Consider the following 14,572-nt stretch of genomic DNA (forward strand, 5'->3'; position numbering starts at 1 on the left):
CATCATGACGGCAACTACACCTGAGCCAATACGGCTCTCACCACTGTCGGTCAATATCAGACAAAGATACATTGTCTTTAAGAAAGTACAGAAAACTTTAACAGTGAACAGTCAACAGTGAACAGTAAACAGTTAAATACGAAGGTGCAACACCACACCATACACCGTCAAAACTGATAACTGATAACCCTTACGGGTTCGCCAGTCGCTCATGGGGGAAACCCCCAAGACCGCGCTGGCTCACTGATAACTGATAACTGATTTAAGAACAGGGTGAATTTATTAAGTCGCCCAAAGTCCAAGCAGCAAGGGAGCAAGAACCCGCTATGTTTGAACACTTCACTTCCGAAGCCATCAAAGTCATTATGCTCGCTCAGGAGGAAGCACGTCGCCTGGGACACAACTTCGTAGGAACAGAACAGATTCTCCTGGGTTTGATGGGAGAAGGAACTGGGGTTGCTGCCAAGGTGCTGAGTGAGTTGGGTGTGACTCTTAAAGACGCTCGCCGTGAGGTTGAAAAAATTATTGGTAGAGGTTCTGGCTTCGTACCGCCAGAAATTCCTTTCACCCCAAAAGTTAAAAGCCTCTTCGAGCAGTCGTTTAGAGAAGCTCATAATCTCGGAAATAACTACATCAACACAGAACATTTACTCTTAGGTTTAACAGAAGCAGGCGAAGGTGTTGCCGCTAAAGTATTACAAAATCTGGGCGTTGACCTCAAGAGTGTCCGCTCTGCTGTCATTCGTCGCTTGGGTGAAGACCCGACTGTAGTAGTCGGCGCTGGTGGTAGTCCCAACAGACGCACCCAAGCACCAACGACAGAAGAGTTTGGCAGAAATCTGAGCAAATTAGCTAAAGAAGGTAAACTCGACCCCGTAGTCGGTCGGGAAAAAGAAATCGAACGTGCAGTGCAAATTCTCGGTCGTCGCACCAAGAACAACCCCGTGTTAATTGGTGAACCAGGGGTGGGTAAAACTGCGATCGCCGAAGGTTTAGCACAAAAAATCATTAACCAAGATGTCCCCGACATTTTGCAAGATAAACAAGTCATCAGCCTGGATATGGGCTTACTGGTGGCGGGAACCCGCTTCCGGGGCGACTTTGAAGAACGCATCAAGAAAATTATTGATGAAGTCCGCAATGCCGGTAACATCATCCTGGTCATCGATGAAATTCACACCTTAGTCGGTGCTGGTGGTACAGAAGGCGGTTTGGATGCAGCCAACATCCTCAAGCCAGCCTTAGCCAGAGGTGAATTACAGTGCATCGGTGCTACCACACTAGATGAATATCGTCAACATATTGAACGGGACGCAGCCTTAGAACGGCGTTTTCAACCCATCATGGTTGGCGAACCATCAGTCAACGAAACCATTGAAATTCTCTATGGTTTGCGGGGAGCCTATGAGCAGCATCATAAAGTAGAAATATCTGATGCGGCGGTAGTAGCAGCAGCCCAATTATCTGATAGATATATTAGCGATCGCTTCCTCCCCGATAAAGCCATTGACTTGATTGATGAAGCCGGTTCCCGTGTGCGCCTGCGGAACTCGCAAATTTCCAACAATAAGGAACTCAAGCGTCAACTAGCTGAAGTCAGCAAATCCAAAAACGAAGCAGTGAGATTGCAAGACTTTGACAAAGCTGGTAAACTGCGTGACCAGGAAATCGCCTTGGAAGCTGAACTACAAGCAGCATCCGCAGGACAAACTCCCAAACCCGTGGTAGACGAAGAAGACATCGCCCAAATCGTCGCCTCTTGGACTGGTGTCCCCGTCAACAAGCTGACAGAATCCGAATCTGAATTGCTGTTGCACTTAGAAGACACCCTGCACAAACGGTTAATTGGGCAAGAACAAGCAGTTACAGCCGTTTCTCGCGCCATCCGTCGCGCCAGAGTTGGGTTAAAGAATCCCAACCGTCCCATTGCTAGCTTTATCTTCTCCGGCCCCACTGGTGTCGGTAAGACAGAATTAGCCAAAGCATTGGCGGCTTACTTCTTCGGTGCAGAAGAGGCGATGATTCGGTTAGATATGTCCGAATACATGGAAAGCCACACCGTATCCAAACTAATTGGTTCACCTCCAGGTTACGTAGGCTACGACGAAGGCGGACAACTCACTGAAGCCGTGCGTCGCAAACCTTACACAGTGTTGCTGTTCGACGAAATCGAAAAAGCGCACCCCGATGTCTTCAATATGCTGCTGCAAATATTGGATGACGGACACCTCACCGATGCTAAAGGTCGGAAGGTAGACTTCAAGAACACCTTAATTATCCTGACCTCCAACATTGGTTCTAAGGTGATTGAAAAAGGTGGCGGTGGTTTAGGCTTTGAATTTGACAACCAAGCCGATGCTAGCTACAACCGCATCCGTAACTTAGTTAATGAAGAATTGAAGAATTACTTCCGTCCTGAGTTCCTCAACCGACTGGATGAAATCATCGTCTTCACACAACTAACTAAGGATGAAGTCAAGCAAATCGCCGATATCATGTTACGCGATGTCGCCAGCCGCTTGACCGAGAAGGGAATTACCTTACAAGTTACCGAAGCCTTCAAAGAACTAGTAGTAACCGAAGGTTATAACCCCAGCTACGGTGCGAGACCATTACGCCGGGCGATTATGCGCCTGTTAGAAGATTCCTTAGCAGAAGCCATGCTAGCTGGGGAAATTACGGAGGGAGATGTGGCGATCGCTGATGTCAACGATGATGGTCAAGTATACATCCGCCAGTCCAACAGCAGAGAGTTACTCTTGGCAAGCGTTAGCTAAATCAATCACATTGCAGTAAAACTGCGTAAGTAACTAATTTGGGCTGAAAAGCTTAGTAAAAATAAACCCTGGTAGAAATACCAGGGTATTCTTTTATCAAATTTTAAGTATATATTGTGCTTTATATAGTAAATTTGGGAACCATATGTCATGTAAGACATTGATAAAAACCACCTATCTGTCTTTGAATGTAAAAATCAGTATCAGCGCGATTAAACCAAATAGTTCCCTCCTGCCTCCTGCCCCCTAACTCCTGCCTCCTTTGATAAAATCCTGAGAGCAAAAGCTTTCCTTGCCAGTCCCCAGTCCCCAGTCCCCTACTATATAAGAAAAAAAGAGGCATATCTCTCATTTACAACATGGTTAAGAAGACACATACTGACGACACCATTCTCTACTTACCGCTACTCAAAGCAGGCGTGCTGAGTCGGGCAATTACCTCTTATTCACAGAAACTGGGGATTTTTCCACCATGAATAAGAGTTTATCCTTGCTGAAAATCCGCTCACTTCCCTTGCAATTACTATTAATTGTCCCCTTTGTGTTGCAAATTTTTGGAGCAGTAGGATTAGTTGGGTATGTGTCATTTAAGAACGGTGAGAAAGCCGTTCAGGATTTAGCAAAGCAGTTGATGGAACGCACTAGCAGCCAGGTAAATAGCCATTTAGACTCCTATCTAGCGATTCCTCATCAACTCAACCAAATCAATGCTAGTGCGATACGTATGGGATTGCTGAATGTACGCAACGGGCAAGACCTGACGCTAAATCAACGCAAAACAGTTGGCAAATTCTTTTGGCAGCAAATGCAGGCTTATGACGTGACATACATTAGCCTAAGTCTGCCTACAGGGGAATTTGCTGGAGCAGCCCGTTACGATGGGAAAACTGTCACTATTGATGATGTAGTCACCTATACGCCTAGTAAACCAGAAAACCTTACCACTTACCTGACAGATCAGGATGGCAATCCCACCAAAGTCACTGCCACCGGAACCTGGGATACTCTCAACGAAGTTGTTTACACCGAACCCATAAAAGCTGGAAAATCTATCTGGGTGAGAATCTATTCCTTCAACGATCCTGCCTATCCGCCCTACATTGCCGCATCAGCAGGTCGCCCAGTTTATGATGCCAATGGCAAGCTGTTGGCTACGGTGGCGGTAGATATTCATCTGTTGAAATTGAGTGAATTTCTCCGATCCCTAGATATTAGTCGTTTTGGGCAAGTATTTATTCTGGAGAGGAATGGGATGTTGGTGGCTAATTCTGCCAAACAACAGCCTTTTGTGGTCTTTAATAAGGAAACTAAACGCATCAAAGCCACCGATAGTCCTAATCCGGTTGTGAGCGCTTTGGCAAAGGATATTCAAAAGAGTTTGCCAAACCTGCATAGCCTAACTCATGGTGAAGACTTAAAAATTAAGTTGCAAGGACAGCTTCATTATCTGCATATTACTCCTTGGCGCGACCAATATGGCTTGGAATGGTTCATTGTTACCAGTGTGCCAGAAAATACATTCATGGCACAAATCAACGCCAACACCCGAACTACAATCTTGCTATGTGTGGGGGCGTTAGCAGTGGCAATTGTCGTGGGCATCTTCACATCGCGTTGGTTAGCAATTCCTATTTTGCGTGTAAATAAAGCCAGTCAGGCAGTCGCAGCTGGTGACTTAGACCAAATAGTCACCGGAGGTAATATCCAAGAACTTAACTCCCTTGCCAATTCCTTCAACCAAATGGCAGGAAAATTGCGTGAATCATTTACCGCTTTAGAAACAAGCAAGGCAGAACTAGAAATACGGGTGGTAGAACGCACGGCACAACTGCAACAAGCAAAGGACATCGCCGAAGCCGCTAACCGCACCAAGAGCGAATTTCTCGCCAATATGAACCACGAACTGCGGACTCCACTCAATGGCATTCTCGGCTATGCCCAAATCCTTCAGCGTGATCCCGCCACCAACGCCAAACAACTCAAGGGGGTAAATGTAATTTATCAGTGCGCTTCCCACCTGTTAACCCTCATCAACGACATTTTGGATCTGTCGAAGTTGGAAGTGCAGAAGATGGATCTCTATCCCCAGGACTTTCATTTGGCAAATTTCCTGGCTTCCACAGTCGATATCTGCCGCGTCAAGGCCGAACACAAAGGTGTGGAGTTTCATTACCAGCCCGCAGCCAACCTCCCCACTGCTATCCATGCTGACGACAAGCGACTGCGACAAGTGCTGTTGAATTTGCTCAGTAATGCCGTCAAGTTTACCGATGTTGGTAAGGTAACTTTCCGGGTGGAACCAGTGGATGTACTGATGGAGTCTGTTCACATCCGCCGCATTCGCTTCCAAATCAAAGATACAGGCATTGGTATTCCCGCAGATAAACTGGCAACAATTTTCTTACCCTTTGAACAGGCTGGGAAACGAGAACGCAATATTGAAGGTACAGGACTGGGTTTGGCGATCAGCCAACAGATTGTCGAGAAGATGGGTAGCAGGATTCAAGTTGAAAGTGTATTGGGTCAAGGGAGTTGCTTCTGGTTTGAAGTAGATTTGCCTTTAGCTTCAGACTGGAGGCTAACACAGGCGACCGATGAAAAAGTTATGGGTTATCAAGGCGATCGCCGGAAGATTTTGGTGATTGATGACCACCCGGAAAACCGCATGGTTGTAGTCAATATGCTGGAACCGTTAGGTTTTAAGTTGGCAGAAGCAAACAATGGACAAGCTGGCTTAGATACCGCCTTGCAAATGCGCCCCGACTTAATTATTACTGACGTACATATGTCTATTATGGATGGCTTAGAGATGACTCGCCGCCTACGTCAATTATCTGACTTTGCCACCATCCCCATCATCGTTTCTCCCGCTACTCTCTCTGAGGTGGATATGCAGCAAAGTCTGGATGCTGGCTGTAGTAGCTTTTTCCCCAAACCCCTCGATTTCAATGGGTTATTGGCTGAATTACAACGACTTTTGCAGTTGCAATGGGTTTATGAAGGTTTGCCAGAATCTTGCCCAATTGCTAATACTGACGATGATGCCGATTTATTGCTGCCTCCGTTGGCAGAACTCACAGCCCTTAACACTGCTATTCAAGGTGGTTTTATAGGTGATGTGCAGCAGGAAGCCCACCGAATTAAGCAATTAGCACCTGAATATACTGCCTTTGCTAACCGGGTGCTGGAACTCAGCCAAAGATTTGATGATGAAGCCATCCTGCGTTTGTTGAAAAGAGCGGTGTAATCATCTAAGGAGTTAATCAGTTAGCAGGTTATATTGATTGATAACTGATAGCTGATAGCTGATAACTGATAACTGATAACTGATAACTGACACACCCACTCACAGGTTTACGATAGTTTAGTTTTTCTACGTCGTTCTACTTAATATTAATTTAGGGCTGTAATTATGTGTGTTGATTACTTGGCGCAGGAAAACACGATTCTAGTTGTAGATGACACTCCTACTAATCTGCAAGTTTTGTTTGATTTGTTGAGTGAACAGGGCTATCGAGTGGCGATCGCTAAAAATGGTGAAACTGCCCTGCAACGTCTACAAATCTCGCAACCTAACTTGATTTTATTAGATGTGATGATGCCTGGAATCGATGGTTTTGAAACCTGTCAACGGCTCAAAACCAATCCAGCCACTGATGATATTCCAGTAATTTTCATGACCGCTCTTTCTGACTCAGTGGATAAGGTCAAGGGTTTAAGCCTGGGTGCAGTAGACTACATCACTAAACCAATTCAGAATGAAGAAGTCTTAGCCCGTATCCGCGTACATCTGCAACTACGGAATGCCAATCTTGTCTTGAAACAGCGCACGAAGGAACTTAACCAAGCATTAGAAGACCTCAAGCAAGCCCAACTGCATTTAGTCCAGGCTGAAAAAATGTCTGCACTCGGTCAGTTGGTGGCGGGTATTGCACACGAAATCAACAATCCCGTGAATTTTATTCACGGCAACCTGAACTATGTGAAGGAATATACTCAAGATTTGCTGGAGTTTGTCCAACTCTACCAAAAACATTACCCTCAACCAGTGCCGGAAATCCAAAAGCGGGCAGAACAATTGGATTTGGAATTTTTGCAAGCGGATTTGTTAAAGATATTGGGTTCGATGCAGATAGGCAGCGATCGCATCCGTGATCTCATTCTCTCTTTGCGTAATTTCTCTCGTTTGGATGAAGCCGAATTTAAAGCCGTGGATATTCATGCCGGCATTGATAGCACCTTACTAATTTTGCAACATCGTCTCAAAGCTAAAACAGATTTTCCTACTATTCAAGTCATTAAAGACTACGCTAAATTACCACAGGTGGAATGCTATCCTAGCCAACTTAACCAAGTTTTCATGAATATTATCAGTAATGCCATTGATGCCTTAGAAGCGCCGGCGATCGCTTCCCCCACCATCACCATCCGGACTTCTCTCATCGAGACTAACTGGATCGAAATTCGCATTATCGATAATGGAGTTGGCATTCCCGAATCTGTCCACCCTAAACTTTTCGATCCCTTTTTCACCACCAAATCTGTTGGTAAAGGAACTGGATTGGGGCTGTCGATTAGCTATCAGATTGTCACAGAAAAACACGGTGGTAAAATCGATTGTTATTCCACTGTCGGGCAAGGAACTGAGTTTGTCCTCAAAATTCCCGTGTGGCATAGCGAGGTTAGAGGCTAGAAGAATTTATCATAGATAGAAACTGTTGTCTCAAAATGACCACCACTTTTTTTCTGTGAATAAAATCTTCCCATATATTGGAATACCTGATTATTAAATTTACTCTTAATATTAAGATAGCGAAAACTTTAAATAAAATATAAAAAATCTGTCAACCAACAATATGGTTTTTTAACAAAGAATGTAGGGCGGTTCTTACCCATCATATAGCAGGGGACAGGTGATAGGTTACAGGTGAGTCCATTCCTGTAGGCGGTGAGTGCAGTGCTGCGGGAGGGTTTCCCTCTCTCCGAGACGCTTACGCGAACCGCAGGCAACTGCCGTTAGCGCAGCGTTAGCGAGCTTGCGAGCTTCACCCGGAGGGGTTTCCCGCGCCCTGGTAACTGGCGTTCGCCGCAGGCGTTCTCGTCAGAGTACCCGGAGGGTGACAGGTTCAGAACCTGCTTACTATAAAGATTTTTTGATTCATCAATGTCCTAACCTATGTGCCTACTGCTATAAATTTAACGTGAGTTCGATGAACCTCTCCCTCCCAACCTCTTACTCCCCTCTCCTCGTAGGAGAGGGGTTGGGGGTGAGGTCAAAACAACGCTGGTCGAACTCACGTTAAATTTAAAATTTTTGTAAAGATACAACAATATCAACATAATTTCTTATAAATTACTTCAGTAATATTTCCCTTGGCTCTGCAACTATTACAACCTTAACGTATTGATATCTCAGATTAATCATCAAAACTAAGTATTCAATGCGTAATTTTTTTGTTACTACCTTATTATTTAGCCAAGCTTTGATATTGCTACCATGCCAAGCTCAAACTGTTAGAGAATCAGAGCAGCCAGCTAACAATCCTGTATCTATATCTTCAGAAACAATTTCTAACACAAACAAAACTTCATCGGCTAGATCCAGCAATTCTCCTAATTCTAGCGAGTTGAAAACAGAAATTGCTTCGGACACGAACAGTAGTGAACCATCAGTAGCTAATCAACCTAGCTCAAGGATTCCCATATTTAGTAGGATTTTCTTTCATCCTTCGATGCAACAGTAGATTTACATAAAAATAGGGGTATGGGGGTGTAAGTTTTCAAAACCTACACTCCCACACCCAGTTTGAACAGATAATCTTGTTGCGTAAATCCTGTATAAATTCGACTTAAAAGCTGAAAGTACTGCGGAGTATACCGATAGTAACAGGATCATTATCAGGTGTATGACCGGGTTCTATGATATGAATTATCCCTGGTGTCAGGCTGATATTATCAGTTAACTGAAAACGATAAAATGCTTCAATTTGAGTAGTCGTTCCCGGTTGTCCTCCTGCAAGTCCTCTACCAGAATTATTCTTGTCGGGGACATTACTACCTTCAGGTAAGTCACTGCTAATAATTTTTGGCGGTTGTCCAATATAAATTCCACCTAGATTACCTTTAGCAAATAAATCAGGGAAATTCATAAACACCATATAATTGGTTGTCTCTACATTTCCTGAACTACCAGGAATGTAGGAGTTGGTGTAACCACCCCATGCACCTAAAGCGACACGCGGCGAAATTTGCCAGTTTACGGTAGCACCAACAGCATTCGTTTGTAGAGGTTCTGAATTAGCGGTTAAGCAATCATCACCGACCGCACTTAACCAACAACCGTCAGGAGCATAGTTGTTGACGTAGTATAAGCTCACATCTAGATTATCATTTGGCGTTAACAACAACTGTAAACCTGTAGTAGTTTTGCCATTAAATAGACCAGTTTTTTTACTGGGATTGTCGGGCGTATTACTAGTATAAATGGCTTGCAAACTGGCACGTTTAGCAAATTGCCAATCGAAGGCTACACCACCACGACCAAAGCCTATATTTAAAATTGGGTTTCTCTGGGCGAAATAAGATAATGGGCCTGTAGCCGCACTTTCTACTCGATTTGGGCCTCGGAAGGCGTTTGTCATGTTTACGCCTTCTGTTCCTATCATTAAGGCTAAGTTATCTGTTATTAACCAGCGATAATTGAGGTCACTGATGATTAGTTGATCTTTTATGGGATATTCGTAGCCGAGAAATACATCATTGCGAGAAACATTATTGCCAAATCTAGGCGCAGTGTTACCAGCAGTATACAAAAGATTTGTGACTAGGTAACTGCGGGGAGTAAATTGGCTAGTTAAAGATAACTGTGTTAAAGAGAGAAGGTTAACATTTGTTCCAGCATCATCTGTATCTTTCTGACCGTCTCTAGGGTTGACATCACCGCGATTGCTAGTCCGCCCTTGCACCCCAGCGATTAACAATCCACGGAGTTTAGTAGTAGGAGAAAATTGTTTGGCGGCTATATCGGCGGTACGGGATTCTAGACTGTCAATTCGACCGCGTACAGTCGCTAATTCACCAGCAAACTCTTCCCGCAATTTCTGCAATGTTGCTAAATCTTCTTTGGTGACTAAATCACTAGTGGTTGTGGTGATGAGTTCATTGATGCGAGTTAAGCAAGTATTCACACCAGCAGCAAATTCATATCTGCTGATCGCCCTATTACCCCTATATGTGCCATTGGGATAACCAGCTATACAGCCATACCGTTCGACTAAAGACTGTAATGCTTGGAATGCCCAATCTGTAGATTCTACATCCTGTAATTGGGAAACCGATGTGACTTGTGACATCGGTTCTTGGCTTTCTGTTGAGGAAGCTAAGAGATTGAGGTCTGGACTTTCATTAGCTTCGGAAATTGGGTATTCTTGAGCGATCGCTTTTTGGGTAACTCCGCTTACTTGTGCAACTATTAGACAGACGGCAACCCAGAATACATATTTACTAGAGTACAGTACGGTTTTTTTCAATTTTTTTACACTTCGGCTTATCTAGTATTACGTATAAAGTATATTTAAGTAATTCTAGTATCACCTGAGTAAATTTACGATTTTACAATCACCCTTTACTAGAGCAAAGTTGCACTGTGTTTTTACAAAAAAAATATTCTGTGATATCCCTACTTTTTAATTTTATTTTCAGTTTCTGGTAATACATTAATAACATCATATTGTTCCCTTTCTCAAGGTAGAACGATTTACTTTTAATTAGGACTTACGTCAGTGTCATTATCAAACTAACTGTAAGGTGCGTCAGCCCCAATAATTCCGTACAGATTCAAGCATTTTCCACATCTGACGCACCCTACCCCAAGTGCCAGTCCTGTTAATAAAATTTTGTCAGTACATTTGAAAGTATAGGTTATAATTTTTACAAATTTTATTATGGTCTTGGTGATTTCCTAAATTATGGATACACTTGCTTATTTGTATTTAGCTGAGACTTATGAAGCACCTACTAGCGAAGTAACTTTCCCTGAAATATCTTACCCAAAAAACCAAAGTAAAGCCTTGATGTTGGCGGTTTCCTTTGCTATGGGTTCTTTGAGTGGGTATTTTCCGGCTACGGCTGCTTTGAAAAAAGGCCAAAGAAATGCTCAGGTGATGTCACTCCAGCAAAAATTAAGAGCAACTGGATATTTTTCGCAAGCTGCTACCGGGTATTTTGGCCCTGTGACGGAAGCGGCGGTGAAGAGATTTCAACAAGATAATGGGTTAAAGGCTGATGGTATTGTCGGCGCAGCAACCTTAGCAGCATTAAATTTTAATATGGGTGCATCAGATTCTCCTGTTGCATCGCCTCAAACAGTGGAAACTAAATCTGCTTTGAAAAAAGGTGATATTAGCGATCGCGTCATTTCTTTACAAGAAAAATTACAAGCTGATGGATATTATATAGGAGATATTAACGGTATTTTTGATGATGCAACTCAAGCGGCTGTAATTCGATTTCAAAAAGCTAATCTCCTCGTTGCTGATGGTATTGTTGGCAAAATCACAGCATCTGTTTTAGAATCCAATTCCAGAAAATTAGCTAATTCTCTTCCCCGAAAAACTACACTTAAACCTTTTCTGGCTGAAGAACCACAACCACAAAAGCAGGTAGAAATTGCACCCCAATCAGTAACGCCTCCCGACCCTTCATCAAAAATGAGGCTAATCAAAACTATCTCTGGGAGAATTTCCCCTAAATCTGTAGTTTATTCGGGCAACGGTTTATTTTTTGCCCAAAATATGATGTATAACCATACAATTACCGTGTATAATCGCGACTATGAATTAGTCAAAGTTATTCCCGATGAAGTAGATTTGTCTAAATATGGGCATTCCCAGTTTAAAGGTAAGTATAGAGGTTCACCAGTTGAAGCTAGTTTTTCCCATAATGGTAAGTATGCTTGGGTGTCTAATTATCAAATGTATGGGCGAGGCTTTAACAAACCTGGTGATGATAGATGTAACCCATCTCAAAAAACTGACAAGAGTTTTTTATATCGCATCAATACAGAAACTCTCAAAATTGACCGAGTTATTCCTGTTGGTTCTGTACCCAAATTTGTAGCTGCATCCGGTGATGGAAACCTAGTATTAGTTAGTAATTGGTGTTCTTGGGATTTGAGTGTAGTAGATGCTAATCAAAACCGGGAAATCAAACGCATTCCACTAGGACGATATCCTCGCGGAATTGTTGTTGATGCAGCTTCAGAAACCGCCTATGTTGCCATCATGGGTGCTTACGAAATTGCTAAAGTGAACCTCAAAGATTTTTCTGTAAGTCGGCTAAGAAATATTGGTCGTTCACCACGTCATTTAAATCTTGACCCATCAGGTAAATATCTCTATGCTTCCTTAAATGGCGAAGGTAAAATTGCCAAAATTAGTTTACCTGAAGGTAGAGTAATAGATAAAGTTGCTACAGGCGATGCTCCTCGTAGTATGGTTTTATCGGCTGATGGGGAAATTATTTATGTTGTAAATTACGGCGAAGATACAGTTAGTAAAGTTCGTACTAGCGATATGAAAGTTTTACAAAAAGTCAAAGTGGAACCTAATCCTATAGGTATTACTTACGACCCAGAAAAAAAGGAAGTTTGGGTAGCTTGTTATTCTGGTAATATTATGATTTTTCAAGATTAGAAGTTTCTAGTGGCTTGTCTAACCTAAAATGTTGCATTATTCCTTTCTTGTAGGATGGGCATCTTGCCCGTCCGGTGCGGGCAAGATGCCCACACCACAAGATTTATTTTTATTGCAACATTTTAGCCTTGCCACGCCAATATGGTGTGTTAGCCCAAGATAACACACCATTTTAGTAAAAATTAATCAATAGATTATCCAAATTGACTTTTATTCGGGTGCATCACTATAAATATTTTCTGTATAATAGCTCATCGGTAATTGTTTTTTAGGATTACCAATCACCAACTACCAACTCCCACGATATGATCAATGTTTAAGCAAACATGATATTATTTCACTTTCTACTCTTAGGAATAGTTTTCTTATGCTGCAAAGACTATATATACACAACTTTAGATGCCTAGAAAACTTTGAACTACCTCTAAAGGGTCTGTCCTCTGCTCTCTTAATTGGCAAAAACGGTGCAGGTAAATCAACTATTGCTAGTGCATTAGAAGTTCTTCAGTCTGTTGGTAGAGGTATAAATAGAGTTGCCCAACTTGTCCAGCCGAAAGATTTAGTTCGTGGCAGATCAGATGTGCCAATTCGCTTTGAGATAGAAGTATTAATTAAGCAGAAATTATATAGATATGTCTTAGCTTTAGAGTTGCCAGAAAATTTTAAAGAACTGCGAATTTTTGAAGAACAACTGTTAGTTTCAGGAGAGCCAATCTACTCTCGAAAAGCAGCCCAAGTCAATCTGTATAATAGTCCACAAAATCGTGAGGCGCAATTTCTCGTAGACTGGCATTTAGTAGCCCTTCCAGTAATTCAGGAGCAATCAGAGACTGATCCGCTTCGGATTTTCAAGAATTGGCTGGCTCACATGATCATTTTAGCCCCGATACCCAGTTTGATAACTGGAGAGTCCAACGGTGAAACTTTGGAGCCAAAGCGAGAGGGTTCAAACTTTGGAGAGTGGATTTCTGGGTTACTTAGTCGTTATCCGGCTGCTTACACACAGATTGATAAATATCTGCGAGAAGTTATGCCTGATATTCAGGATTTTCTCAATGAACAGACTGGCAAAGATTCTAAAAGTATGATTGTGAGATTTGAAGCAAAAAATGCCAATCTAAGTATTGAATTTAAAGATTTATCTGATGGGGAAAAATGCTTTTTTCTTTGTGCTGTCGTCTTAGCTGCTAATAAATTTTATGGGCCTCTTTTTTGCTTTTGGGACGAACCTGATAACTATTTATCCTTGTCCGAGGTTGGACATTTCGTGGCTTCATTGCGACGCTCATTTAAAGATAGTGGGCAGATTTTAGTAACTTCTCATAATCCTGAAGCAATCCGAAAATTTTCTCATGAAAATACTTTATTTTTGGATCGAAAAACTCACTTAGAACCAACTTTAGTCAGACTGCTCAGTGATATCCCTGTTCAAGGTGATCTTATAGATAACTTGATTCTTGGTGATATAGAACTATGAGCATCAATAAATATCAACCGCACCTCGTTGTTTTACCTGAAGATGATGCTGATCGCCAAATCGCCAACGGATTTATTCTTGATTCAAATCTTAACGACCGTGCTATTCAAATCCTACCACCTGCTGGTGGATGGGGAAAAGTTGTGGAGCAATTTTTGGCAGTTCATGTTCCTGAAATGCGAAAGTTTCCAGAGAGATTCATTGTTTTACTGATTGATTTCGATGATCAGCAGGACACAAGATTTGATTATGTTAAGAATCAGATTCCAGATGAAATTATTGATAGAGTATTTATTATTGGAGTGCTATCAGAACCAGAGGCTCTTAGGGCAAAGACTAACAAAAATTTTGAAACAATTGGAGAGACTCTTGCAAAAGATTGCTCACAAAACACAAATGAATTATGGGGACATGAGCTTTTACGACACAATAAAGCTGAGTTAGATCGTATAGTTGTATCTGTCAAACCATTTCTATTTAAATAAATACTTATAAATAAAATAGGGAAAGTATTAGCTTTCCCTTTACTGCTAAACAAATGCTAAAGCTCCCATACTTAACAGCAATAGCTTTTAGCCTATTTAGTTGCTTCCTAATCTTATTCAAGCTAATTTATCAGAAAATAT

At 42.2% G+C, this 14,572-nt stretch carries 8 protein-coding genes; 7 read left to right on the plus strand and 1 reads right to left on the minus strand.

What is annotated here, in order from left to right:
- Window positions 1–326: 326 nt before the first annotated feature.
- The 4 genes from H6G83_RS17905 to H6G83_RS17920 all read left to right on the plus strand — a co-directional run bounded on the left by H6G83_RS17905 (window position 327) and on the right by H6G83_RS17920 (window position 8,521).
- Window positions 327–2,777, plus strand: coding sequence for an ATP-dependent Clp protease ATP-binding subunit (locus tag H6G83_RS17905; RefSeq protein WP_190474729.1), 2,451 nt, complete (start codon window positions 327–329; stop codon window positions 2,775–2,777).
- A gap of 472 nt (window positions 2,778–3,249) precedes the next feature.
- Window positions 3,250–6,024: a hybrid sensor histidine kinase/response regulator gene (locus H6G83_RS17910; RefSeq protein WP_190474730.1), complete on the plus strand. Its 2,775-nt coding sequence runs from the start codon at window positions 3,250–3,252 to the stop codon at window positions 6,022–6,024.
- Window positions 6,025–6,189: 165 nt separating this feature from the next.
- A complete protein-coding gene (locus H6G83_RS17915) occupies window positions 6,190–7,470 on the plus strand; it encodes a sensor histidine kinase (RefSeq protein WP_190474732.1) in 1,281 nt (426 codons plus the stop codon).
- A 748-nt stretch (window positions 7,471–8,218) separates the two neighbouring features.
- Window positions 8,219–8,521: a hypothetical protein gene (locus tag H6G83_RS17920; protein ID WP_190474734.1), complete on the plus strand. Its 303-nt coding sequence runs from the start codon at window positions 8,219–8,221 to the stop codon at window positions 8,519–8,521.
- A 105-nt stretch (window positions 8,522–8,626) separates the two neighbouring features.
- Here the strand turns inward: H6G83_RS17920 and H6G83_RS17925 are convergent, their stop codons facing one another.
- A complete protein-coding gene (locus H6G83_RS17925) occupies window positions 8,627–10,306 on the minus strand; it encodes an iron uptake porin (protein ID WP_242044655.1) in 1,680 nt (559 codons plus the stop codon).
- Window positions 10,307–10,744: 438 nt separating this feature from the next.
- Here H6G83_RS17925 and H6G83_RS17930 point away from each other — a divergent pair, with 438 nt between their 5' ends.
- The 3 genes from H6G83_RS17930 (at window position 10,745) to H6G83_RS17940 (ending at window position 14,431) form a co-directional block, all read left to right on the plus strand.
- Window positions 10,745–12,469: a peptidoglycan-binding protein gene (locus H6G83_RS17930; protein ID WP_190474736.1), complete on the plus strand. Its 1,725-nt coding sequence runs from the start codon at window positions 10,745–10,747 to the stop codon at window positions 12,467–12,469.
- Window positions 12,470–12,836: 367 nt separating this feature from the next.
- Entirely contained in the window at window positions 12,837–13,946 is a 1,110-nt protein-coding gene (locus H6G83_RS17935; RefSeq protein ID WP_190474738.1) for an AAA family ATPase, read from the plus strand.
- A complete protein-coding gene (locus tag H6G83_RS17940) occupies window positions 13,943–14,431 on the plus strand; it encodes a hypothetical protein (protein WP_190474740.1) in 489 nt (162 codons plus the stop codon). Before H6G83_RS17935 ends, H6G83_RS17940 begins: the two co-directional genes overlap by 4 nt.
- Window positions 14,432–14,572: the final 141 nt, after the last annotated feature.

The organism is Anabaena azotica FACHB-119, from assembly GCF_014697625.1.
Taxonomy (GTDB): Bacteria; Cyanobacteriota; Cyanobacteriia; order Cyanobacteriales; family Nostocaceae; genus Trichormus; species Trichormus azoticus_A.